Here is a 22,178-nt window from a genome sequence, read left to right as displayed (position 1 = left end):
GCCGGTCGAGAGCGGGACGTGGCTGCACCCACCCGCGTTCCACTCCCCGGGTTCACGGATGACTCCATAGTTCGGAAAGTGCCACCTCCCGGTAACCGGGCGAGTGGAGCACTATGGTCGAGTACCTCGTCGAGGAGGGCGCCGTGGACCATGAACTGCCCGTCGGAGCGAGACTGATCGTGGGGCTGGATGAATCTCCCGCCTCACGGTGGGCACTCGCCTGGGCCATCGGTGCGGCCAGGCTGCATCGCATGGCGCTGCTCGCGGTGCACGTGAGCCGGGCGCCTGTCCATCCCTTCCCCGAGGCGCTGCCCGTGCAGCACACGGTCAGGGCGGGGGAGGAGGCACGCTGCGCCGAGGTGGTGGCGGGCGTGTTCGAGGACGTCGCGGGAGGCGTCCCCGAAGACCTGACCATGGCCGTGGTCGGCAAGGTCGGCGACCCCGGCTACCACCTGGTGGACCTGGCCAGGGAGGGCGACCTGCTCGTGCTCGGCCGGAGCAGGAGGGGCATGATCAGCCGGTTCCTGCTGCCGTCCACCAGCATGTACTGCGCGCGGCACGCGAGGGCGACGGTCGTCATCGTGCAGCAGCCGTCGCCGCCCGACGAGCCGGAGCTGTCAGGCGTGCGGGCCCGCCGGTTCTGGTCCCGCAGGCACCCCTGACAGCGCGGTGTCGAGCAGGCGCAGGCCCTCGGGGATGGCGTCGCGGGTGATCGCGCCGTAGCCGAGCACCAGGCCGGGCTGCGCGGGCGCGCTGCCGAAGTACTGCTCCAGGCTCTCCAGCGCCAGGCCCGGCACGGGCCGCAGCGTCACGCCCGGCGCGAGCCGGGCGCACAGGTGCAGTCCCGCCGCCGACGGGACGGGCTCCAGGCGGTCGTCGCCTGCCAGCGCCTCGGCGATCATCGCGTGCCTGGCGGCGTACTCGCGGGTCGCCTTCCTGATGTGCCTCGACAGCAGGCCCTCGTCGATGAAGCGGGCCAGCGCGGCCTGAGTGGGAAGTTCGCCGTGCCAGTCGGTGAGCTGCTTGGCGGTGCGCAGCGCCGGGCCGAGCGAGGCCGGGGCCACCAGGAAGCCGAGGCGGAGCATCGGCAGCAGCGTCTTGGAGAACGAGCCGACGTAGACGACCCGGCCCGCGCGGTCGAGGCTCTGCAGCGGCTCCAGCGGCCGGTCGCCGAAGCGGAACTCGCTGTCGTAGTCGTCCTCGATGACGACCGCGTGGCGGCGCTCCGCCCACCAGAGCAGGGCGTTCCTGCGGGCCGGTGACATCGGCGTGCCCAGCGGGAACTGGTGCGAGGGGGTGACGTACACCAGCCGGGCCGAGTCGGGGATGGCCGACACGTCGAGGCCCTCCTCGTCCACGGGGACCCCGACGACGCGCGCGCCCAGCGAGCGGAACAGCAGCCGGGCGGGCGGGTAGCCGGGCTCCTCGACCGCCACGCACGTCCCCGGCTCGATCAGCACGCGGCCGATGAGGTCCAGCGCCTGCTGGGCTCCGTGGGTGATCAGGACGTCGTCGGCGCCCGCGCGCACCGAGCGGCTGATGCCGATGTGCCGGGAGATGGCCTCCCTGAGCCCGGAATGCCCGGACGGGTCGCCGTATCCGGCCGAGCCGACCCGCAGCTCGCGGGCCACCAGCCTGCGCCAGGCCTCGATCGGAAAGAGCCGCGGATCCGGCACCCCCACGCGGAAGTCGTACGCGGCGGGACCGGTGGTCGACCTGAACCCCGCGGGCCCCGTCCACGACGGCGCCGGGATCGACCGCCACACCGCCCTCGGCTGCACCACGCCCTTCGGCGCGGCCCGCCCGCGCACCGGCTGGGCGGCCACGAACGTCCCCGCCCCTGCGCGTCCGACGAGGAAGCCGTCGGCCACCAGCCGGTCGTAGGCCACGGCGACCGTGTTCCTGGAGATCTCCAGCCGCCGCGCCAGCTCCCGCGTCGGCGGCAGCCGCTCGCCCGACCTGAGCCGCCCGTCGAGGACGGCGTCCAGCAACTGCCGGTACACCTGAGCGGCCAGGTCACCCTGCCCCCGCAGGGTTATGTGGACGTCCATCTTGGCCCAATCGTTTAGCCGGAAATTGGAGCTTATCCCTGGGACAAGACCCTCCTAGATTGGCCCCCATGACCCAGAGAATGAACGTCGGGAAGCTCGCAGGTCCCGCCTACAAGGCCATGGCCGGCCTGGACGCCTTCGTGTCGGGCAGCACCCTCCCCAAGCCGCTCCTCGAACTCGTCCGGCTGCGCGCCAGCCAGATCAACGGCTGCGTCTACTGCGTGGACATGCACAGCTCCGACGCCAAGCAGGCGGGCGAGAGCGACACCAGGCTGCACGCGGTCGCCGTCTGGCAGGAGGCGCCCTTCTTCACCGACCAGGAACGCGCCGCCCTGGCCTTCACCGAGGCCGCGACCAGGCTCTCCACCGACGACGTCACGGACGAGATCTGGGAGCAGGCGTCCCGCCACTTCACCGAGGAGGAGCTGGCCGCGCTCATCGTGGCCGTCGCCACGATCAACGCCTGGAACCGGATCGCCGTGCCCACCCGCATGACGCCCGAGTCGTACAAGTCCTGACATGCCCCGCACGCCAGGACGGCCGGTGCCGCGAAGGCACCGGCCGTCGGATCGGCCCCGGCTATGTGAACCTGCGCAGCCGCAGGCTGTTGCTCACCACGAAGACGCTGGAGAACGCCATCGCCGCACCGGCGATCATCGGGTTGAGCAGGCCGAGCGCGGCCAGCGGCAGGGCGGCCACGTTGTAGGCGAACGCCCAGAACAGGTTGCCCTTGATCGTGCCGAGCGTCCTGCGTGACAGGCGCAGGGCGTCGGCCGTCACCCGCAGGTCGCCCCGCACCAGCGTGAGGTCGGCCGCCTCGATCGCCGCGTCGGTGCCGGTGCCCATGGCCAGCCCCAGGTCGGCCTGGGCGAGCGCGGCGGCGTCGTTGACACCGTCACCCACCATGGCCACGACCCTGCCCTTGGCCTGCAGTTCCTTGACCGCGTCGACCTTGTCGGCGGGCAGCACCTCGGCGATCACCTCGTCGATGCCGACCTCCTTGGCGACCGTCCGCGCGACCGCCTCGTTGTCGCCGGTCAGCAGCACCGGGGTGAGGCCGAGCGCGCGCAGCTGCTCGATGGCCTCCCGGCTGGTGGGCTTGACCACGTCGGCGACCACGAGCACCGCGCGGGCCCTGCCGTCCCAGCCGACCGCCACCGCCGTGCGACCGGCGGCCTGCTCCTCGGCCAGCTTGCGCGCCAGCTCCACCGGCAGGTGCTGCGACCACTCCTCCAGCAGCCTCGGACGGCCGACCAGCACCGCGTGCCCGTCGACGATGCCCTGGACCCCGAGGCCCTCGACGTTGGCGAAGTCCTCGACGGTGGCGCTGGACCGGGCCGCCTTGGCGACGGCCTGGGCGATCGGGTGCTCGGAGGCGTGCTCCAGCGCGCCCGCGAGCCGCAGCACCTCCTCGCGATCCTCCCCCTCAGCCAGGTGGACGCCGGTGAGCGTCATCCGCCCCTCGGTGACCGTGCCGGTCTTGTCCAGGACGATCGTGTCGATCCTGCGCGTCGACTCCAGCACCTCAGGACCCTTGATCAGGATGCCGAGCTGGGCTCCCCGCCCGGTGCCGACCAGCAGCGCCGTGGGCGTGGCCAGGCCGAGCGCGCACGGGCAGGCGATGATCAGCACCGCCACGGCCGCCGTGAACGCGGCCCCCGTGCCGGTTCCCGTCCCGAGCCAGAAGCCCAGCGTGCCGAGCGCCAGCGCGATCACGATCGGGACGAACACCCCCGAGATCCTGTCGGCCAGCCGCTGTACGGCCGCCTTGCCGGTCTGCGCCTCCTCCACCAGCTTGGCCATCTGGGACAGCTGCGTGTCGGCGCCGACCCTGGTGGCCCTGACGATCAGCCTGCCGCCCGCGTTCACCGTGGCGCCCGTGACCTGGTCGCCGGGAGCCACCTCCACCGGCACGGACTCACCCGTCAGCATCGAGGCGTCGACCGCCGAGGTACCCTCCTCGATCACGCCGTCCGTGGCGATCTTCTCGCCGGGCCGGACGACGAACCTGTCGCCCACCGAGAGCTGGTCGGCGGGGACGCGCCGGCCGTCGACCAGCTCCACGTCCTTCGCGCCCAGCTCCAGCAGCGCCCGCAGGGCCGCGCCCGCCCGGCGCTTCGAGCGCGATTCGAAGTAGCGCCCCGCCAGGATGAACGCCGTGACGGCCGCCGCGGTCTCCAGGTAGATGTTGCCCGAGCCGTCGGTCCGCTCGATCGTGAACTCGAACGGGTGCGTCATGCCCGGCGTGCCCGCCGACCCGAAGAACAGCGCCCACACCGACCAGAGGAACGCGGCCAGCGTGCCGATCGAGATCAGTGTGTCCATGGTGGCCGCGCCGTGCCGCAGGTTCGTCCAAGCCGCCTTGTGGAAGGGCCACCCCGCGTAGAACACCACCGGCGCGGCCAGCGTCAGCGACAGCCACTGCCAGTTCGTGAACTGCAACGCGGGGACCATCGCCATCGCCACCACCGGGACGCTCAACGCGACAGAGGTCACCAACCGCTGGCGGAGCGGGCGCAGCTCGTCGTCGGGCTCCGCGGCCTGCTCGTCCCGAGCCTCGGGCGGCTTCGGCAGCGCGGCCGTGTAGCCGGCCGACTCGACCGTGGCGATCAGCTCCTGAGGGTCGAGGCCGTCGGGAAAGGTGACCTTCGCCTTCTCCGTCGCGTAGTTGACCGTCGCGGTCACGCCCTCGAGCTTGTTCAGTTTGCGCTCGATCCGGTTGGCGCAGGACGCGCACGTCATGCCACCGATCGAGAGTTCGACAGCTTTGTCGTCAGTGAGCGAAGACATCACCTCTCCTTTCCCGCGATCAGTGCGTGTGGTCGCTGTGTTCAGTGGTGGGTTCAGTGGTGGGTTCAGCGGTGACAGCCGACCCGCCCGTGGCCTTCGCCGTGAAGGCGGCCGTGCGAACCTTGCCGTCATGCTTGAAGTCGAGGAACAGGCGGTAGTCGCCCGCGCTGGGCGCCTCGGCGTAGAACGTGATGTCCGGGCCGGGCGTGTCGCCGGCCTCGGGGTGGACGTGCAGGTACGCCAGGTCGCCGGCGCGCAGCGCGACCAGGTGCCCGTACGCGCCCAGGTACGGCTGCAGGTCGGTGACCGGCCTGCCGTCCTTGCTCACCTTCAGCGTCAGCTTGCTCGACCGCCCGGGGACGAGGTCGCCGTCGAGGGTGACAGTGTAGCCGTCGACCTCGGCCGTCCGGCTGACCTGGGGCAGCGGCTTCGGCCGGAAGTCGCCCGCCACCTGGACGTCCGCGCCGAGCGTCAGCCCGCTGCCGCCCTTGGGGGCGAAGTCGGCGAAGGCGCGGTAGTCGCCCGCCTGCGGGAAGGACAGCTTGACCGACCAGACGCCGTCAGGGCCCATCTCCGGGTGGACGTGCTGGAAGGAGGACAGATCGCGCGGCACCACGATGAAGTGGAGCTTCTTGTCGTGCTGGACCTCGTACTCGGTGACCGGCCTCCCGTCGGGACCTGTCACCGTGAACCGGAAGTTCTCGTCGGTGGTCAGCGGGTTGAGGGTGTAGCCGTCCTGCGACACTTGGAGCCCCCCGGGGGTATCGCTCTTGCCTGGTTGTGCTGCTGCTTCGTGGTGGGTTGCCTGCTCGACGGGGGCGACCTCGCCGACGGCGCTGCCGGCTCCCAGCGCCGCGGCGAAGACCACCGCCAGCCCCGCCGTGTAGAGGCCGAGCTTCGATGCCGTGTTCATGAGCCGGCCACCAGCTCGTAGCCCGCCTCCTTGACGGCGGTGCTGATGCTCGCCGCGTCGACCGGGCCCTCGCTGCCGACGGTCAGCAGGCCGCTGGCCAGGTCGACCTCCACGGAGGTGACACCGGCGACCTCGCTCACCTCTTCCTTGACCGAGCTCACGCAGTGGCCGCAGGTCATGCCCTTGACGGTGAAGGTGGCGGTGCTCATGACTCTCTCCCTTTTCGTTCGCTCTGACGATACTAACACCGTACCCCCCTAGGGTATTTCGGAGGGCTGTGCGAGCCAGGTCGCACTTGCCGATTCCTGGACCGCTTCCTGCTACTTGTCAGGCGGCTTCCTGGGCTGCCTTCTGAGGTGCGTCCTGGGCTGCGGTGGCTCGCCGCGTCCGCATCAACGCCACCGTCAGCACCGCGCCGAGCGCGGCCACGACGGCCGCTCCCATGAAAGCGCTCTCGATGTCCCGGCTCGTGGCGACGGCGGTCATCACCGCCAGGCCGAGCGCCGAGCCGACCTGGTAGGTCGTGTTGACGATCCCCGAGGCCAGCCCCGCCTCCTCCGGACGGGCGCCGGACATGGCCGACATCATCGCCGGGATGTAGGCCAGCGACATACCGACCGCCGCGACCAGACTGGCGGGCAGCACGTCCACGGTGAACGTCCCGTCGGGCCTGGCGAACGACAGCCCCGCCACGCCCGCCGCCAGCACGGCCAGCCCGATCACGATGAGCGGCTTGGCCCCGAACCTCTGCAGCAGCCTGGCCGTGATGCCGACCATGAAGATCATGACGGCGACGGTCATCGGCAGCAGCGCCGCCCCGCTGGCGAACGCGCCGTAGCCGAGCCCCTGCTGGAGGTACAGGTTCAGGAAGTACCACATCGGGATCCAGGCGCCGCCGAGCAGGCCCATCGCCAGGTTGGACGGGGCGAGCCCCGGCGTCCGCCAGATGGACAGCGGCATCAGTGGCTCCCTGACCGTCCGCTGGACGATCAGGAAGAGGGCCAGCAGGGCCGCCCCGCCCGCGCCCGCGATCCAGTTCGCGCTCACGATGGCGTAGACGACCAGCGCGATGCCGGCGGTCACGGACACGGCCCCGACCACGTCCACGGAGCCCCGCCTGCCCCGCACCGCGGGCAGCAGCCCGGTGGCGGCCAGTGTGGCCAGCCCGATCGGCACGTACACGATGAACACCCAGGGCCAGCTCAGGTACTCAATGATCACTCCGCCGAGGAACACGCCCGCTGTGCCGCCGGCCGGCGCCGCGGCCCCGTACAGCGCCATGGCCTTGCCCAGTTCCTTCTGATCGGCACCGAACAGCATCATCAGCAGCGTCATCGACGCGGGGGCGATGAGCGCTCCGCCGACTCCCTGCACGGCCCGTCCGACGATCTCGACCCAGGCGCTTCCCGCCGCCGCGGCCACGACGGACCCCGCGATCAGAATCACCCAGCCGGACGTGAACACCTTCCTGGCTCCGAGCAGGTCGGACAGCCGCCCGCCGAGCAGCAGCAACCCGCCGAACGCGACCACGTAGGCGTTGAACACCCACTGCAGTCCGCTCTGAGAGAACCCGAGCTCCCGCTGCATGTCGGGCAGTGCCACCCCGATGATCGACGTATCCATGATCACCATGAACTGCGCGGCGGCGAGCACGACAAGCGCCCACCACCTGCGCGGATTGGCCGTCTCCATGACATCCTCCTCAGCCTTGCTGATACCTACCGGGGGTATCTGGCGAGCGAGAAGGTAGCATACCCATGGGGGGTATGTCTATCGCGTCCGGCTATGCTGGTTCTTTGCGCATTCGGTACATCTGGTTCGTGCGCAACACAGGGAGCGCAGCCATCCCTTGCTAGGCTGCAAGTCAACCGTTGGGCCTCACCCCGGCAGGTGAGGCCGTCGAAGAAGTGGGGTCACACCGTGAAGAAGCTGCTCGTTCTGGCGCTGATCGCTCTTGGGGGGCTGCTGATCTGGCGCAAGGTGCAGGCCGACCGAGCCGAGCTCGATCTCTGGACCGAGGCCACCGGCAGCGAGAACTAACCGACCTGGCGAGGCGATGAGTGACGTCGTCCCCATCAAGCTGGCGTGCCTGGACCTGGCCGGCACAACAGTCGGTGACATCGCCATGGTCGAACGCGCCTTCGCCGAGGCGATCGCGACTCAGGGCATAGTCCCCGGGACAGGTGCGTACGCGCGTGCCATGGTCCACGTGCACCGGTCCCGGGGCTGCCCCAAGATCGACGTGTTCCGGGGCATCTTCCCCGGCAACGAAGCACAGGCCCAGGCGGCCAACCTGACCTTCGAGCGCTCGTACGAGGGTGCGCTCGACCGCGCGGGCCTCGTTCCCATGCCCGGAGTCCAGGAGGTTCTCGACAAGCTCCACGGCTCCGGGGTGAAACTGGCCATCATCACCGGCTTCAGCCGCGCCACCCTCGGCCGCATCCTGAGCTTCCTGAACTGGGACGACCACATCGACCTGGCCATCTGCCCCGAAGACGCAGGCGGCCGCGGCCGCCCCTGGCCCGACATGGTCTTGCACGCGGTACTCCGCCTCGGCATCGACGACGTCCGGCAGGTAGCCGTCGCAGGCGACTCGGAAAGCGACATGCTCTGCGGGCGGCGGGCGGGAGCGTCCCTGGTGGCGGGCGTCATGACCGGCGTCCACAGCCGCGAACGCCTCCTCAAGGGCGGCGCCACCCACATCCTCGACTCGATCGCCGAGTTCCCCGACCTGATCCTCACCGACGACCTGGGCACCTGCTCGGCCTCCACACCCCGCTGACCCGCACCGTCGCCACGGATCAACCAGGTGGCGGCGGCGACTATGCTGTTGCTACCGTGTACGACCGGAGCACGCACAGCTACCGATCACCTCCCGGGGCCTTAGCTCAGTTGGCAGAGCGCCTGCTTTGCAAGCAGGATGTCAGGAGTTCGAATCTCCTAGGCTCCACCAGCCAAAACACCCCGCCACTGATCTTGTGACGGGGTGTTCGTGCCATTAACGTGCCATTAGCCTTTCGCGGGCGAGCCGCCGTTGTCACCTCCGGTCTCCTGCTCGGCCTTCACTCGCGCGTTGAGCGCGTCCGCGATCTTCTGGTCTGCCTCGCGGGTGGCGTGCTGGTAGATGAGCGCGGCCCGGTCGCTGTCGTGTCCCATCCGCGCCTTCAGGTCGGCGAGGCTCGCGCCTGACTGGGCGGCAAGCGTGTTGCCCGTGTGCCGTAGATCGTGGAAGTGGAAGCCCCGGAGACCCATCTCCTTGAGGGCTTCCGCCCACCTGGCCTCGCGCCGGAAGTTGCCGCCCCGCAGGAAGGCCCCGCGCTTGCCGAGGAAGACGAAGGCGTCGTCGGCCTGGTCGACGAACGTGACCAGGTGTTCCGCCAGGGCCGGGACGATGGCCTCGGGAATGCTGACCGTTCGTCGGCCGGCACGGGACTTGAGCGGGCCGAGGGGCATCTCCCCGCCGTCGAGTTCGAGGAGTTGTTCGCGTACCTGGACCGTCCGCGCCTGGAGGTCGATGTTGGTACGGCGGAGCGCGATCACCTCACCCCAGCGGAGGCTCGCGAAGGTCGTCAGGAGCACCAGGGCCCTGAAACGCCTGTCGGCCATCCGATCGGCCAGCTCGAAGACCTGAGCGACGGTGAGGACGGGGCGTTCGGGAGTCTGCTCGTTGTCGGCGCCCTTGATGCGGCACGGGTTGCGAGCGATCATCTTGTCTTCTTCGACCGCCGTCATCAGCACAGCCCGCAGTAGGCGGTAGGCCTTTGCGGCCGTCGAGATGGAGACGCCCTTTTCGAGGAGGCTGGTGCGCCAGGAGCGGATCAGCGGCGTCGTGAGCTTCCCGACCGCGACCCCGCCCAAGGTGGGGATGATGTGGCGCTCAAGAAGCCAGGTGTAGAGCTCGACCGTCTTGGGACGCAGACCCGGACGCTCTTTGATCCATGCGCGGGTGTACTCGCCGAGCTCGACCTTGCCGCGATCCGGGTCGGTCCAGTCTCCCGAGATCATCTGAGCTTCGATGAGCGTGAGCGCCCGGTCAGCATCCGTCCTGGTCGCGTAGGTCGTTGAGCCGGTGTGCATCCGGCCGTCCGGTCCGGGATAGCGGATCTGGAATCTTCCGGAAGGAAGCTTGCGGATGTTGCCGAAACGCCGGTGGCCGTCCTTGTTCGCCATCAGGCAGCCCTCCTCGGTGCCGGGAGGGTGTCGGCCGTCCGCATGGGCGTGACGGTTCCTTCGACGACGTAGGCGATCAGCGCCGACTCGCGGATGCGTACGGGTCGGCCGAGCTTGACGAACTCGATCCGTCGTTCGGCGATCAGCCGCCGGACGAAGCGAGGGGAGGTGTTGAGGAGTTCCGCCGCCTCCTCCACGTTCAGAAGCTTGTCCACTACGCTGCCTCCTCTCCAGTTGCCGAAAGATCTTGGCCGGTGGCTCTGGCTTCCAGCTCCCGCAGGTGGGCTCGCCAGCGCTGACGTTCGGCGACGCTCCGCAGCAGCCGTACGCCGATCGGAGCGAGATCCGGATCGCCAGGCTTCGCCGGCCGCCAGACATAGCGGTGTGGGTCGGTCGGCTCGTCGGCCTGCCCGAGCGCTTCCAGGACCCAGGTACGGCGGTCCTGCTTGTGCTCGGCCAGCGTCTTGTTCGACCACTTCCGCGACACGAGGACGCGACGGCCCGCGTACCCGAGATGTTCAGGCTTGTGAGCCTTGGAGCGGCACCGGCCGGGAGCCATGCCAGCCTTGGCACCCTTGGGTTGCACGCCGTACCGCAGCCAGTTCGGGCAGGTCGGCGAGCAGGGCTCGTAGCGCAGGGCCTCGACGAAGCGGGCCGCATGCTCGCGCTGAGCACGGCCGTCGAGGTTTTCGCCGAGGCTCTTGGTCAGGTACTTGGACAGGTAGCGGATGCACTGGTCGGCGTCCGGGGTCCCGGCGAGCACGCCTTTGACGTCCACTTGGTCGCCGAAGCGAACCACGTGCAGCGGTTCGGCCGCGTCGTCCTGGTCCAGCTCGTCGAGGGCCTGGTCCCAGGTGGGCAGCACCTCACCCGTGTCGGGATCGAGGTAGCCGATGCCGTCTTGCCAGACGGGCAGGTGCTCGCCCTCGAAGCGGACTTGATCGCAGGACGGCCACCACACCTGGTGATAGGTCGCCGCCGCGATCTGCTTGACCTCCGCACGCGGCAAGGTGCCCCTGATCGCCATGTGCAGATGGGGCGCGAGCCGTTTCTGAGGTTCCACGCTGGCGAAGTACTGCACGTCATAGCCGGCCACCCGGCGAAGGTTCTGCACGAACCGATCGACCAGCTTGGAGAAGTGCAGCGCGTCGCGGGCGGCCCGCCCGTAGTCGTAGCTCTCGGGATCGACCGGCACGCTGTCACGCACCCTGCCATACGACGGAAGGGTGAGCGTCACGAAGAGCGACGGCCGGAAGACCTTCCCATCCGAGGACTCGAAGGTACGCCCGAGTGTCGTGCTGGCCATCTTCCGCCTGGGGAGGTCCGGGGCGTCCTGCCGCCGCCTGGTCGAGCGCACCCGCTTGGGTGCCGTCCGGCCGAGCACGTGGCCCCGCATCCCCGCAGCGTTGATCTCCTCGTCGAGGCCGACGAGGACCGCGTCCCAGTCGGAGGTGTCCTCTTCGGCACTCGCCGCCGCATCCCGTCGAGCCTGCATGTCCGCGCGGAACTCCACGAGCCAGCGCTGTTCCTCGGTGGCCGCCTCAGGACTGACGGCAGGCTCTTCGGCGAGATGCCAGCCTTCCCGGCACTGCGCCATCCGGAGCTGTCTGTTGCGCTTGGCGCAGGAAGGACACTTGCTCTCCAGCGTCGCGCCGCACGGCACATCGATGATCTCTTCCTTGCCTGTGACCAGGTCCAGCCGCCGAAGCGCGACCGGTCGGACGCAGACGCCGTTGAGCTTGGCGACCTCTTCGGCGACTTCACGGGCGAGTGGTTGAGCCATGCGGAGTGCCCGAGGAGTGGAGCGGTGAGAGATCCGGATCTCCGTTGGCTGGTGTGGACTGTTCAACGGACCTCCTTTCCGATCTCGGGGACGACGAGCGCGGAGGTTCCGCACTCGGCGCACTCGACCAGGGCGCGGACCGGATCGAGCCACAGGACATTGAGGACGCCGCAGTCGGCGCAGCGCAGGCCGTCGAGGAAGTGGATGAGCGTCATGCGACCTCACCAGTGAACTCGGCGACCATGTCGCGGATGTCGTCGTCGGAGACGTAGGCGGCGCGGACGCGGATCGGGTCGGGCGAGGTCTCCAGCCGGACGTAACCGACGCCAGCGCCTACATCCGGCCGGGGAGAGATCTGGTCTGCCAGCGCTCCACGGTCTCGCGCGCCGTCGCCGAGGACCATGTCCACCTGTTCGGACTCGTCGAGCCGGAGCGCGATCTTGTCGGGGAACAAGTTGCGGATGTTCATGACCTCCTTGCGTGGGTCCTGGAGCGCCGCCATGACGCCGACCCCGACCGCGCGGCCCTGGGTCGTGAGCGTCGCCAAGGCAGCGGAGATGCGCCGCCGCAGTTCCTTGTCGGATTGGTAGGCGGTGAGGAAGGCCACTTCGTCGACGAGAACCAGGACGAAGGGGTCCTCGACGGTCGGCGTGTGGGCCCGCTGGTGGCCGGCGAAGCGGGCGGCGCGAGCCTGCATGACCTTGACGGCGTCGTCCAGCAGGTCGGCACAGTCAGCGGGATCGGCGGCGTAGCGAGAGCCGAAGAGAGCACGGCCGAAGGACAGCTCCATCAACTTCGGATCGAGTGCCCAGATCTCGACAAGTCCTGCTTGAACGGCAGGGAGGAGCCCGCGGATCGTGGACCAGATGATCGAGCCCTTGCCGGCCCCGGTGGCGCCCGCGACCAGGACATGAGTGCCGAGCATCTTGAGGAGCCACGGCCGCCCGTCCTCCTGCTTGCCGACCTCGATGGGGCCGACCGTGGGAGTCTCGGGGACCGGTATGGCAGGTAGTGGAACGGCGAGTGGATCGCACCGAGGAAAGGTGAGACGCAACCGCCCTCCCTGGACGACCGAGACGCGGCAGGAACTCGCGCCGAATGCTCGGGCGAGGTTGTCGGTGCGGTCCGCCCAGTCCTTGACCGCCTGCCCGTTGAGCATGCGGACGGTGACCAGGTCGGCCCACGAGGTGCAGGTGGCCTTGCCCAGTTTGGGCAGGTAGTCGCGCCCTTGGACGTGCCTGCCGAGACCGGAGATGACCATCACCGGTTGCCAGTGCCGCCGGTACACCGAGACCAGCCGCCACCAGGCCAGCAACCGCCAGCCCATCCATCGGGCGAAGCTGGACCGGTCGAGCATGGCCCAGGAGACCAGCCCCACGAGCACGGGCGTGACGAGGAGCAGCGCGACGCGCCACCCGTACAGAACGAACAGTGCGCAAGGAACGGCCGAGACCAGCACGGCGACCGGATGCCGCCACACGGTGCGGACCAGACTCGCGACGGCCCGCCAGCCGAAGATGATGAGTGTGATGATCGCGGGCGTCTTGAGAACGGTCGGTTTGAACACGACCGCCGTGTCGGGTGTGGTTGAGACGATGCGAAGCGGCTCTTCGCCGGGCATCTTCTTGAACATTAGGCTGGAGTCCTTCCAAGCATGTGGAGTGTGTGGAAGACCGAGGGGCCGCCGGAAGTTGCCGCTTCCTGCGGCCCCGCTTGCGTCTCAGGCCGCCGTGCCGGGGGCGCCCTTGGCCGATTGTTCGAAGTGCAGCCGCTCGCAGTCGGCCAGGTAGCGAGCAGCGGCGTTGAAGAGCTGACGAGCGGTGCACAGATCGGCTTCGGTGACGTGGTCGGCCCCAGTGGTCGAGATCGCCACGTCCGCCTCGGTAGACGAGATCTCCAGGTACGGCCGTGGCTTGTCGAGCACACCGGCGCGGATGCACAGGTCAGCCGTGTGGAAGGAAACACCGAGGCGCGGCGCGGCGTCCGGCGTCATCGTCAGCGTCACGTAGGTGTAGGGGCCGAGACTCCTCATGCCGCCGCCACCCCGTGCCGATGGATCCGCTCTACGCACCGAGCGAAGTCCTGCGCCTGCTTGGCGAGCTGCCGCGCGAACTCCACCTCAGCCGCCGTGACCCGGTCCGACGCAGCCGTGGTGACCTGTACCTGGACCAGCCCGAACGCCAGCGCCAGGATCGGCGTACGGAGCTGGTAGGCGTGGTTCTCGGCGACCGCACCGGAACTGGTGTTGAGAGTGATCACGCCCATCGGCCGAGCCTGCCTCCGTCGCCCCATCACGCCGCGTCCTTTGTGGAGTTGGGCTTGCCGACCGGCCGGGGAGCCCGCATCTCGCGAACCCGGATCGAGTACGCGAGCCTGCCGTTGCCGTTCACGTACGGAGTAGCCGTCATGTGGTCGAACTCGACCGGTGTGAACGGCAGCCCCGGCATGGGCGCCGGCGGAACCGGCTGCACGGGGGAGAGGATCTTCACACCGACTGTCTTCTGAGCGGCCTTGACCGTTGGGTCCGCGTCCATGACCGAGACCTGCCAGACCAGCTCTCGGGCCTGCTTGTCTCGTGCCTGCACGAACCGCCCGTTGGTCGAGGCGTCGAAGTCCTTGACCGGCTCGACTTCCCCGACGATGTAGCAGCCGTGCGGGAAGACCATCTCGAACGTCACAGGGATCGGTCCCTGAAGCGCCATCGTCCACCACCTCCTTCGTCTATCCCCCTAGACGGTTGCGACCGCGTCGCTTCGAAGATCTGTCTAGGGGGCTATGCAGAGGACGATAGCCAGAGTGTGCCCCAACTGTCTAGGGGGGTAAACACTGATCGCTCAATTTCAGGAGCGCCCGTCGTTTTGCTGGAGCGAAATGAGCGAGATGTCCTCGATGTCTACCTCGCTTGTGCTGGGATTATGCCCGTTATGTTCTACTGCGAGGAAACTCTCCCTGAATGCGGGAGATGAAGGAAAGGTGCGTCCTTTATGGTGCTTTTTGGTGGCAGTGGTTCTGGTCGGCATCAGATCATCGAAGATGCCAGTCAGGCCCATGCGGAGGGGCGACGCGTCTTCGTCGCCCGGCTCAGCGCTTCTACAGACAAGGCATCGCACGGCAGGAGCCTGCCTGAGATCGCCAATCTCGTTGAGGCGATCGAGGCGCACGGCTGGCGCCTGGACCAGATGGCCACCAGCGTTATGTTGAATAGCTTCAACCGGTACGACAACATCACATGCTTATTCCGCCGTACCGAGTGAAACGTGTGCAGCGGTGGCGTCGTCGTAAGTCTTGCCCCGAGGCCAGCGTTCGCCGCGCGGGTCGGATCGCTCCGCGGCCCGGACTCTGGAGATGAGGTCCGCCGGCCCACGTTGGCCGAGTATCTCCAGAGCTTCGCGCCAGGTGGCCAGGTTGAAGCGGTCGACGAGGCGAGAGGCGCCGTCACTCAGGAGCGCGGCGGCGCGGACTTGGCCGGTGGGCATGCTGCCGGTCAGCGCTTGGTAGGCCGCAAGGGGATCGGTGGCAGCAACCCAGAAACCGCCGTCGCGGTTCCGGTAGGAGCGCAGGGTCTCGACGTAGCGTCGGTGGGCCGCGACATGTTCGTCAGTGCCGGAGTCGAGTGCATCCATATCTGCCCGATAGAGCACACCTACCTGGGCCTCGCGATCGTCGCAGATGGCCATGGGCTCCGCAGCGTCCACGAGGTCCAAGAGGAGGACGGAGTCGGCCAGGACGAGCCATTCCAGAGCCTCGTTCGTACGCCGAAGCATGATCACCGTAGCTGAGGGCGAGCCGGGGTGAGCCAGGTCGCATGTTCCGTCATGGAGTGATGAGACCGTCTTGATCCCTTCGGCCAGCAGTTCGGCCAGGGTGCTGGCGCCCGGAGTCATTGAGGCCAAGAGGGTGGAGCCGAGGGTGCGGGAGTACCAGGCCACACCGTGTGAGCAACCGGAGTCGGAGCCGCGCGGAGTGCCCGCGCCGTCGAGGAGGACGGCCGCCTCAGGAGTTGCAGCGACGAAGTCCTCGTTCGGCCGGCCGGGTGCCGCTTCGGTGGCGAAGGTGACCCGCACGTCTCAGTCCTCCTCGTGCCGGTACAGCGGACTGGCTAGCTCCGCCTTGACCGGTTCCCCGGTCGCCGGGTCGTACTCGACGCCCACGACAGTGGAGAAGCGCTTGTCGCCTACCTGGCCCCAGAGGGTCGCGATCTCGGTCTGGAGGAGCTGCACCACGCCGAGCGTGCCTTGAGGGTGGATGCCGGTGAACACCAGGAGGTTGCCCTTGCCGTCTGGCCGCCCGAGGCGTCCGAGGTAGGCGTAATCCACGGCCCGAGCAGGCTCGCAGTCCGAGCCGGAGCGGTAAACGGTGCCGGTACGGCTGTCACGCAGGGTCCAGACGTCGTCCTTGACCCACTCCAGAACCGGATCGGACTCGTACAGCGCGCCCATGACGGTCGAGAGCCTGGGTCCGCAGACCACAATGAGGTTCGGCCGGTTGACGTCGATCTCTCCGCCGAGCGGGACGTGCTCCAACTCCACCGGCAGGTCGAAGCCGCGGGCAAGGTCCTCCAACCGCTTGGCTGCCGTGACATCCTCCATCGCGACCACCGGCCGGGCGTTGGTGGCTTCGCGCTTGAGCGGTGTGATCAGGGTGATCGTGCCCGTGCCGAGGAAGGCCCCTTCGGGAGCTGGACCGGTGTGCCGGATCTGGTGAATCCGGCCCCTGGTAAGGCCGGCTTCCTTGGCGATCTGTGCGTATGAGAGCCCTTGGGCATGTAGCTCTTGGATCACCCGCCGACGTAGCCGTGATAGCTCCGCGACCTCCTGCTGAGCAGCGTTGAGACGCTCCGTAGCGACCCGGAGTAGTTGGAACGGGTCTTCTATCGCGGCAATACGCTCAACGTCGCTCGGCGGCATCGATCCCCCTCTGATCACTAAGGGCGAGTCTAGGCCCCTAGACGGTTTGCCGTCTATCCCCCTTGACAGTACGTTTTTGACCAGTTCGCCGGTTTTTGAGCTAACCGCACGAATCGCTGACCGCCGATTGGGGACACCGCGCGGGCTCATCGCATCGTGCCCGAAAGTAGCGCAGTCCACGTGGCGCGAGCCTCACCAGCCCGTACGCGGGGAGTCTCGACGGCGACCTGCTGGCCTCCCTTGGTGACGCGCCGGATGAAGGCCAGACCGCCAGACTCGCACAGTTCGTAGTAGACGCTCCGGCAGTCGCACGTCCAGGCAATCACCCGACGCCGCTCGTCCGTGCGAGCGGGGCACCAGTCGAGCGTCACACAAGACGCCTGCGGCGAAGGAAGATGCGGTGACAGGCAGGAGGTCATCGGCATGACGCCGTCTGCGGTCCTGTGTACAGCACGGCCCATACCGTCCGACCGTGCTCGTCACCCCAGACGCCCCAGTCGATAGCCAGGCTGGCAACGACCAGCAGGCCGCGCCCTCCTTCGCCCTCCGTCCACGAGCGGAAGGCCTTGGGGGAGGAAGGGCCGCCCTCATCGAGCACGCCGACCCAGAGGCGGTCCGTATGGGCCTGGATGCTCACCAGGAATCGTCCTCCGAAGCGCCCGCTGGCGGAGTGGCGTATCGCGTTGGTGGCCAGCTCGCTGACGATGAGCTCGACCTCGTCGACTGCGGGCCAGCCTCGCAGGAGTGCGGTCACGAAGCGTCGCGCCTCGGTGATGGAGAGAGCGGAGCCGAGGAAGTAGCGGGAGAAGCGCCAGGCCGACATGGGCAAGCTCCGTCGTCTAGGGGGCTATACATCGGATGGCGCCAGCGTATGAGTGACCCTAGAAGTAGCTCAAGCTATTCGACGCATAAATACGTCACTTCTCTAGGCGCTCGACCAGTTGGCGATAGTCATCGGCGATGGATTCCAGCAGTTTGCGCAACTCGTCCCCGTACACGGCCACACCAGCGAACGCCTCGAAGGTCTCGACGTGAGCGGCCAACTCATCGGGGCCGGTCAACGTGAGATCACCCGTCAAGCTCTCGACCACGCTCACGGTGTCGTCGTAGATCGTGAACCCATGCAATGGAAACGCCGGCACCTTCACACCCCACGGCACCACGCCCAACTTCACGTGGGAGAGCGTGGCCACCTGGCCCAACCGATCGAGCTGCGCCAGCATCAACGACGGAGGCCCCGGCCACGTCCGTACGGCACCCTCGGTCAGAAGGAACGAGAACTCGCGAGCGCCGTCGAAAAGCACGGTCTGTGCCTCCACCCGCACAACCGCCGCCTTCGCTACATCGCCGGCCTCAACGTCGCGTCCGACGGCGAGCGCCAACCGCGCGTACTCAGCCGTCTGCAGAATGGGCGGAATCATGGCTGACTGGAAGCACACGACCCGATGCCCCGCCCTCAGCCGTGCAGCATTCGCTGCCTCGCGACCAGCGAGTCCCCCCTTCAGCCGAGAGACCTCCTCGCGAAGCCGTACAAGAAGAGCGTCCAGCTCGGCACGCCCAGCACCGTCCAAGCCGAGCGCAGCGACTAACCGCTCCACCGTGCCAGGCGTGGGAAGCAATTGCCCAGTTTCGATGCGAGAGATCGTAGGCTGCGCTATCTGCGCTCGCCGGGCGAGATCTTTACCAGTCAGCCCCACATCTCTGCGTAGCCTCCGCAGCAGCTCACCCAGCGCCTGCAACCGATCTCGCCGCTCATCCACACCGAGGGTTCTACCATCCGTGCAGGTCGACGCGACGCTACATCAACGGATAAGAAATATCCCCACAGGTTAAATATCCCCACAGGCTTGAGGCAGTCCCCTTGCGGCGGCCCCACGGCGTCGGACGGCCCCTGGCCACGATGCGGCTCTCCGGCCGGTCACGGCCAGCGCCGCCGTACGCTGGCCGATGCGATTGCAGTCCAGCCTATCGATCGATCACTCTTACGGCTCACGTCAGATGGATCTCCAAATCGGCCGCCCGTAAATCAGTTAACGGCGGATCCGCCTCACACATAGCCGTCTGCGACTATCCCTGTTTCGCATACCAGCAAGTCGATCACATCAACCGGACCCATAGAGCGCTCGATGATCTACCACCTTACGATCAAGGATCCACGTTTGTATTGCGGTCGGCATAGCCGACATACCCATACATGACCCGACTGATGTAGTATCGTGACCAACGTGTTCTCCGTCCGCACCTTGAGTGGGGGGCCACGCAGGTGGCGGACTGGAGGAGAACATGGCAGAGAAGCGGAAGAACCACGAGATCAAGGGCAGCAAATTTTGGTGGTTGCCCGGTACCTTGGCGGCGCTTGCCTCTATCGGCAGGTTCGCTTATGAGGTGTTTCGCGATCACATCATCCGCTAGCAGACGGAGCCTCTTGCTGGTTGGCAAGAGGCTCCGTCTATTCACGCATTACCGGCTAATCAAGGTCACCAATGTGGACAACTCATCTTGTCCAGGCACCCTTTCGATTTGAAGCCACAGTGACGTCATTCACCCTAAGATCTTCACTAAAGAGCATGAACTCATATCCAACCTTTTGGTCATGGGCAGTATGGGAGATGCTATATCTCAAGCATCGACTCGACGGATAAAGCTCACGAATCCGCTGATCGTAATCGTAGGTAAGGATCCAGGGGTGACGGATCTTTAGGAGCATCCTGGCCAACTCCTCGTGGTCGCGCCACGAGTGCGAGCTCATATAGAGCTCTTCGCCCTTAACCAGGTATGGAGGATCGACATAAAGGAGAATGGGAAGCTTCCGGCGCCCCACAACCGCCAGGAAGTCGAGTGCAGGTTTTTGAGAGACCTTAATTCGAGAACCCATCTTTGCAATGAACTGGACACGTTCGATGAGATTTGCGCGATTAAATCGGGCGTCGATCTTCCACTTTCCAGTCTGATTCATGCCACCGATAGGCCGCGCAGTCAAAATGCCTGAACGATTACATCTGTTCAAGAAGAACGTCGCGAAACCCAGCTCGAGATCATCCCGTTCCTCGGGATTGAGGTATATATCTCTATGTCGATGCCAGGAGTCCATATTGACGACCTCGGACTGTATGAGCTCCACAAGGCTTTCTGGCCGCTCAACGACAGATCGCCAGAAGGCAGCAATGCCGGGATTTAAATCGTTGATCAAGAGTCGATCTATATAGCCTTCCGAAAGTAGATAAAGACCGGCTCCGGCCCCGCCAGCGTAGGGCTCCGCATAAGCTTCAATAGCTGCCGGCTGATCTGCTAAAATTCTTGCAAAATACGGCCCCAGCTTTCCTTTGCCGCCAGGGTATCTAAGCGGTGAAATGTAGTACATGTCGCTAGAGTTTCGCGTCCATTCGCTCGAGCAGGGGCCTAAACGCCTTACTGAATCGCCTAGCTAGATGGGGGTCCGGAGTCAGGCTTGGATTATGCACAAATCCGTTGAGGTACTCCAACCCTAGATCCGACGCCTCCAAATACGCCGCCGCTAGCTCCAGATCTCGCTTGCCTTGGCGGGTGATGTATGGGTCCAGGTGTTCGAGCGCGCGCATTATCTTATCTTTGAGACTGTCTCTCTCTTCAGCACTCGTAAGGGCTAGAGCCCCAGGTGTAGTAACCGACAACTCAACGAGAACCCTGATCACGACACATGCAATGCCGGGCGCCTTTTCTATTTCTAGATTCTGGCATTCCCTCAGTAACTGCCGGATCCGTTCCGGATGATTTGGCAATTTCAAGCCTTGCAGAAGGTACTGTTCTGGCCTATTTGTAGAAGGCTTCGGCTTTGGGAGAATATCTTGCCGTTCATTGCTGCCTGCTTCGCCTTTCCCGCCCTCAGTCTCTGTGCCCTGTGAAGGCTGGGGGGTTTCATCATCACCCGTCTGTTCTGTCGCTGGGTCTACGGGAACCTCCCGAGAATCATGGTCCCGTTCCCGCTTAGAGTCTGCCAGCCTTCGAGGTTCGTCCATCGCATCCGCAAGTCCGGGTACAAGGTGCGCCACACTCTTTATGGCTTCCTTGCGCTTACCTGGATTCTTGTATGCGTCGACAGAATTCATGTCGATATAGGTCAGTGCCCAAAGGAAGAACTCACGCAATTGGGCTGCATCATGCTGAGCCCAAAGAGCGCGTCCATGGGCGGCGTTTGTCTCGTCAGTTTCAAGGGTGAGATGCAGCAACGCCATGACATCGAGCGCAAAGAAGCGCCCTATGTTGGTTAGCTTTTCTCTTCTAACCTTAAGAACAAGCTCGACAATTTCCGAATCGCTTGGATACGCGTCTAGCAACTCGTCCGCAATTGCCAGCGCACGCAAGGTGCCCGAATCTATCGCCGCATTATTGCGACGCCGATGGTTCGCTGTGTTTTCTGCATTCCATCGTTTTGTTCCGACGCCGTTGTTCTCTCCCGTGTGTCGCAGTACGATCCAACGGTCTGCGACTTCCCGACTGGGGGCCACAACGACATAAATTGTCGATGGGGGCGGCCCAAGCCCAGCCGCGCGCTTGAACGCTTTCTGGTGGATCTCCCTATCGGCCAAAGCCGGATCCTTCAGCAACTTTAGAGCAGCAAAGCGCCTGTTTCCCTCGACAACCAGATACTTAGATCCAGATCGAATCACAATTGGTAGCTCGGAAGGATTGCTTTCGCCCGTCTTGGCGAGGTCTCGGGCCAAATTAACCAGCGCTTCTGCTCCATCATCCAATAGCCGGTTGATCGCCTCGCGATCGCTGGTTGTTCCGTCAGGCAGGCGCGGGTTCTGTGGGTCAAGCTTGACCTGCGATGGGCGGAGGCTCCGATACTGCACCAAGCTCCCCTTCGACCGAGGGACTTCGATGGGCGCCCAACATCAGCGCACGCCAAGTGATTATCACCTAAGGCCACAGTAAGGTAAAGCCGCGCACCATTCGCGAAGGCGGGATATATCCATATCGTTAGCTAGGCAGGACTTGCTTGGCCATCATGCTCGGTGGTTTGCGTGATTTGTGTGGTTTGTGCTGATATGCCGCCATATATTCGAGGTGTCAAGGTGCGATCCCCAGGGAAGAACCACAGCTCCCCAAGTCAAGGCAAACGATCAACGGTAGGCTTCATGCGGAGAGATGACGACCTTCTCCGAGCCCTTTGATCCCGGTGCTGGCGAGCATATGCTCCAGCCAGCCACCGAGTGTGGTGACCGCCCAGTTGATGGCGCAGGACGGAGTGCTGTACAGCAACGCCGCCGCATAGGGCCGACCTTTGCCGCCTACCGCCATCCGTTCAATCTGCACCTGAACGATGCCACCATGCACCTGCCTGCAGTTCGCATCGAAGTGGTCAGGGCCGTGGCGATCGCGCGCTTTGCCGCTCGCCGACCGCGGCTAGGGTGACCGACGTCGGGTCCCTTCTTCGTCGGGACCGGCACCAAGTGTTATGGCTGAGGTGGCAGCAGGGCTGACAGCAACGGGGGACGAGCATTGCCGAATTGTTCTTGTAGGAGATCAAGGCGGCGGCGCGGCGCGCCGCCGCACCCCGGCCCTCCGCCCGCCCGCAGATCGAA

General features: G+C 66.2%; 26 protein-coding genes and 1 tRNA gene. 7 read left to right on the top strand and 20 right to left on the bottom strand.

The features are described from left to right. The first annotated feature begins 113 nt into the window (after positions 1 to 113). Positions 114 to 662, top strand: coding sequence for a universal stress protein (locus ABT294_RS40290; protein WP_350811717.1), 549 nt, complete (start codon positions 114 to 116; stop codon positions 660 to 662). Here the strand turns inward: ABT294_RS40290 and pdxR are convergent. Further along, a complete protein-coding gene (gene pdxR / locus ABT294_RS40285) occupies positions 618 to 2,051 on the bottom strand; it encodes a MocR-like pyridoxine biosynthesis transcription factor PdxR (RefSeq protein WP_350811716.1) in 1,434 nt (477 codons plus the stop codon). The two genes, ABT294_RS40290 and pdxR, sit on opposite strands and share 45 nt — an antisense overlap. 68 nt (positions 2,052 to 2,119) lie before the next feature. Here pdxR and ABT294_RS40280 point away from each other — a divergent pair, with 68 nt between their 5' ends. Continuing rightward, positions 2,120 to 2,569, top strand: coding sequence for a carboxymuconolactone decarboxylase family protein (locus ABT294_RS40280; RefSeq protein WP_350811715.1), 450 nt, complete (start codon positions 2,120 to 2,122; stop codon positions 2,567 to 2,569). Between the two features lie 61 nt (positions 2,570 to 2,630). Here the strand turns inward: ABT294_RS40280 and ABT294_RS40275 are convergent, their stop codons facing one another. The 4 genes from ABT294_RS40275 to ABT294_RS40260 all read right to left on the bottom strand — a co-directional run bounded on the left by ABT294_RS40275 (position 2,631) and on the right by ABT294_RS40260 (position 7,446). Further along, positions 2,631 to 4,841: a heavy metal translocating P-type ATPase gene (locus ABT294_RS40275; RefSeq protein WP_350811714.1), complete on the bottom strand. Its 2,211-nt coding sequence runs from the start codon at positions 4,839 to 4,841 to the stop codon at positions 2,631 to 2,633. Positions 4,842 to 4,860: 19 nt separating this feature from the next. Beyond that, entirely contained in the window at positions 4,861 to 5,754 is an 894-nt protein-coding gene (locus tag ABT294_RS40270; protein ID WP_350811713.1) for a DUF8832 domain-containing protein, read from the bottom strand. After that, entirely contained in the window at positions 5,751 to 5,963 is a 213-nt protein-coding gene (locus ABT294_RS40265) for a heavy-metal-associated domain-containing protein (protein ID WP_350811712.1), read from the bottom strand. The genes ABT294_RS40270 and ABT294_RS40265 overlap by 4 nt, the downstream gene beginning before the upstream one ends. Positions 5,964 to 6,081: 118 nt before the next feature. Continuing rightward, positions 6,082 to 7,446, bottom strand: a complete 1,365-nt coding sequence (locus tag ABT294_RS40260; RefSeq protein WP_350811711.1) for an MFS transporter — start codon at positions 7,444 to 7,446, stop codon at positions 6,082 to 6,084. A 228-nt stretch (positions 7,447 to 7,674) separates the two neighbouring features. Between ABT294_RS40260 and ABT294_RS40255 the strand changes: the two genes are divergently transcribed. The 3 genes from ABT294_RS40255 to ABT294_RS40245 all read left to right on the top strand — a co-directional run bounded on the left by ABT294_RS40255 (position 7,675) and on the right by ABT294_RS40245 (position 8,707). Further along, complete coding sequence (locus ABT294_RS40255) at positions 7,675 to 7,794, top strand: DLW-39 family protein (protein ID WP_020542320.1); 120 nt, start codon at positions 7,675 to 7,677, stop codon at positions 7,792 to 7,794. Positions 7,795 to 7,810: 16 nt separating this feature from the next. After that, the gene (locus tag ABT294_RS40250) at positions 7,811 to 8,536 is read left to right on the top strand and encodes an HAD-IA family hydrolase (RefSeq protein WP_350811710.1); all 726 of its coding nucleotides are present in this window, start codon (positions 7,811 to 7,813) and stop codon (positions 8,534 to 8,536) included. A gap of 95 nt (positions 8,537 to 8,631) precedes the next feature. Then, positions 8,632 to 8,707: transfer RNA gene (locus tag ABT294_RS40245), tRNA-Ala, on the top strand. Between the two features lie 56 nt (positions 8,708 to 8,763). Here the strand turns inward: ABT294_RS40245 and ABT294_RS40240 are convergent. The 8 genes from ABT294_RS40240 to ABT294_RS40205 form a co-directional block, all read right to left on the bottom strand. Continuing rightward, a complete protein-coding gene (locus ABT294_RS40240) occupies positions 8,764 to 9,924 on the bottom strand; it encodes a tyrosine-type recombinase/integrase (protein ID WP_350811709.1) in 1,161 nt (386 codons plus the stop codon). Continuing rightward, positions 9,924 to 10,139, bottom strand: coding sequence for a helix-turn-helix domain-containing protein (locus tag ABT294_RS40235; RefSeq protein WP_350811708.1), 216 nt, complete (start codon positions 10,137 to 10,139; stop codon positions 9,924 to 9,926). The genes ABT294_RS40240 and ABT294_RS40235 overlap by 1 nt, the downstream gene beginning before the upstream one ends. Beyond that, positions 10,139 to 11,707, bottom strand: coding sequence for a replication initiator (locus tag ABT294_RS40230; protein ID WP_350811707.1), 1,569 nt, complete (start codon positions 11,705 to 11,707; stop codon positions 10,139 to 10,141). The genes ABT294_RS40235 and ABT294_RS40230 overlap by 1 nt, the downstream gene beginning before the upstream one ends. Positions 11,708 to 11,769: 62 nt before the next feature. Continuing rightward, positions 11,770 to 11,922 (bottom strand): hypothetical protein, encoded by a 153-nt coding sequence (locus tag ABT294_RS40225; protein ID WP_350811706.1) that lies wholly within the window; start codon positions 11,920 to 11,922, stop codon positions 11,770 to 11,772. Next, entirely contained in the window at positions 11,919 to 13,340 is a 1,422-nt protein-coding gene (locus ABT294_RS40220; RefSeq protein ID WP_350811705.1) for an FtsK/SpoIIIE domain-containing protein, read from the bottom strand. The genes ABT294_RS40225 and ABT294_RS40220 overlap by 4 nt, the downstream gene beginning before the upstream one ends. A gap of 87 nt (positions 13,341 to 13,427) precedes the next feature. Beyond that, positions 13,428 to 13,739 (bottom strand): hypothetical protein, encoded by a 312-nt coding sequence (locus tag ABT294_RS40215; RefSeq protein WP_350811704.1) that lies wholly within the window; start codon positions 13,737 to 13,739, stop codon positions 13,428 to 13,430. Next, on the bottom strand, positions 13,736 to 13,972 hold the full coding sequence (locus ABT294_RS40210; protein WP_350811703.1) for a hypothetical protein: 237 nt from the start codon (positions 13,970 to 13,972) through the stop codon (positions 13,736 to 13,738). The genes ABT294_RS40215 and ABT294_RS40210 overlap by 4 nt, the downstream gene beginning before the upstream one ends. 26 nt (positions 13,973 to 13,998) lie before the next feature. Continuing rightward, the gene (locus tag ABT294_RS40205) at positions 13,999 to 14,409 is read right to left on the bottom strand and encodes a plasmid replication, integration and excision activator (protein WP_350811702.1); all 411 of its coding nucleotides are present in this window, start codon (positions 14,407 to 14,409) and stop codon (positions 13,999 to 14,001) included. A 282-nt stretch (positions 14,410 to 14,691) separates the two neighbouring features. Between ABT294_RS40205 and ABT294_RS40200 the strand changes: the two genes are divergently transcribed. Continuing rightward, positions 14,692 to 14,961: a hypothetical protein gene (locus ABT294_RS40200; RefSeq protein WP_350811701.1), complete on the top strand. Its 270-nt coding sequence runs from the start codon at positions 14,692 to 14,694 to the stop codon at positions 14,959 to 14,961. Here the strand turns inward: ABT294_RS40200 and ABT294_RS40195 are convergent. The 4 genes from ABT294_RS40195 to ABT294_RS40180 all read right to left on the bottom strand — a co-directional run bounded on the left by ABT294_RS40195 (position 14,941) and on the right by ABT294_RS40180 (position 18,374). Continuing rightward, positions 14,941 to 15,771, bottom strand: a complete 831-nt coding sequence (locus ABT294_RS40195; protein ID WP_350811700.1) for a protein phosphatase 2C domain-containing protein — start codon at positions 15,769 to 15,771, stop codon at positions 14,941 to 14,943. The two genes, ABT294_RS40200 and ABT294_RS40195, sit on opposite strands and share 21 nt — an antisense overlap. Positions 15,772 to 15,774: 3 nt before the next feature. Further along, a complete protein-coding gene (locus ABT294_RS40190) occupies positions 15,775 to 16,614 on the bottom strand; it encodes a sigma factor-like helix-turn-helix DNA-binding protein (RefSeq protein WP_350811699.1) in 840 nt (279 codons plus the stop codon). A 415-nt stretch (positions 16,615 to 17,029) separates the two neighbouring features. Next, positions 17,030 to 17,437, bottom strand: a complete 408-nt coding sequence (locus ABT294_RS40185; RefSeq protein WP_350811698.1) for an ATP-binding protein — start codon at positions 17,435 to 17,437, stop codon at positions 17,030 to 17,032. A 94-nt stretch (positions 17,438 to 17,531) separates the two neighbouring features. Then, positions 17,532 to 18,374, bottom strand: a complete 843-nt coding sequence (locus tag ABT294_RS40180) for a helix-turn-helix domain-containing protein (protein WP_350811697.1) — start codon at positions 18,372 to 18,374, stop codon at positions 17,532 to 17,534. Positions 18,375 to 18,897: 523 nt separating this feature from the next. Between ABT294_RS40180 and ABT294_RS40175 the strand changes: the two genes are divergently transcribed. After that, positions 18,898 to 19,026 (top strand): hypothetical protein, encoded by a 129-nt coding sequence (locus ABT294_RS40175; protein WP_350811696.1) that lies wholly within the window; start codon positions 18,898 to 18,900, stop codon positions 19,024 to 19,026. An 82-nt stretch (positions 19,027 to 19,108) separates the two neighbouring features. On the opposite strand, the gene ABT294_RS40170 is transcribed toward ABT294_RS40175, so the two are convergent. The 3 genes from ABT294_RS40170 to ABT294_RS40160 all read right to left on the bottom strand — a co-directional run bounded on the left by ABT294_RS40170 (position 19,109) and on the right by ABT294_RS40160 (position 21,909). After that, positions 19,109 to 19,975, bottom strand: a complete 867-nt coding sequence (locus tag ABT294_RS40170; RefSeq protein ID WP_350811695.1) for a DNA adenine methylase — start codon at positions 19,973 to 19,975, stop codon at positions 19,109 to 19,111. 4 nt (positions 19,976 to 19,979) lie between these two features. Next, complete coding sequence (locus tag ABT294_RS40165) at positions 19,980 to 21,446, bottom strand: hypothetical protein (RefSeq protein ID WP_350811694.1); 1,467 nt, start codon at positions 21,444 to 21,446, stop codon at positions 19,980 to 19,982. Between the two features lie 283 nt (positions 21,447 to 21,729). Then, entirely contained in the window at positions 21,730 to 21,909 is a 180-nt protein-coding gene (locus ABT294_RS40160; protein WP_350811693.1) for a hypothetical protein, read from the bottom strand. Positions 21,910 to 22,178: the final 269 nt, after the last annotated feature.

The organism is Nonomuraea sp. NPDC000554 (assembly GCF_040300065.1).
Taxonomy (GTDB): domain Bacteria; phylum Actinomycetota; class Actinomycetes; order Streptosporangiales; family Streptosporangiaceae; genus Nonomuraea.
The sequence above is the reverse complement of the archived record's forward strand: the minus strand, read 5'-3'. Positions and strand labels throughout refer to the sequence as shown.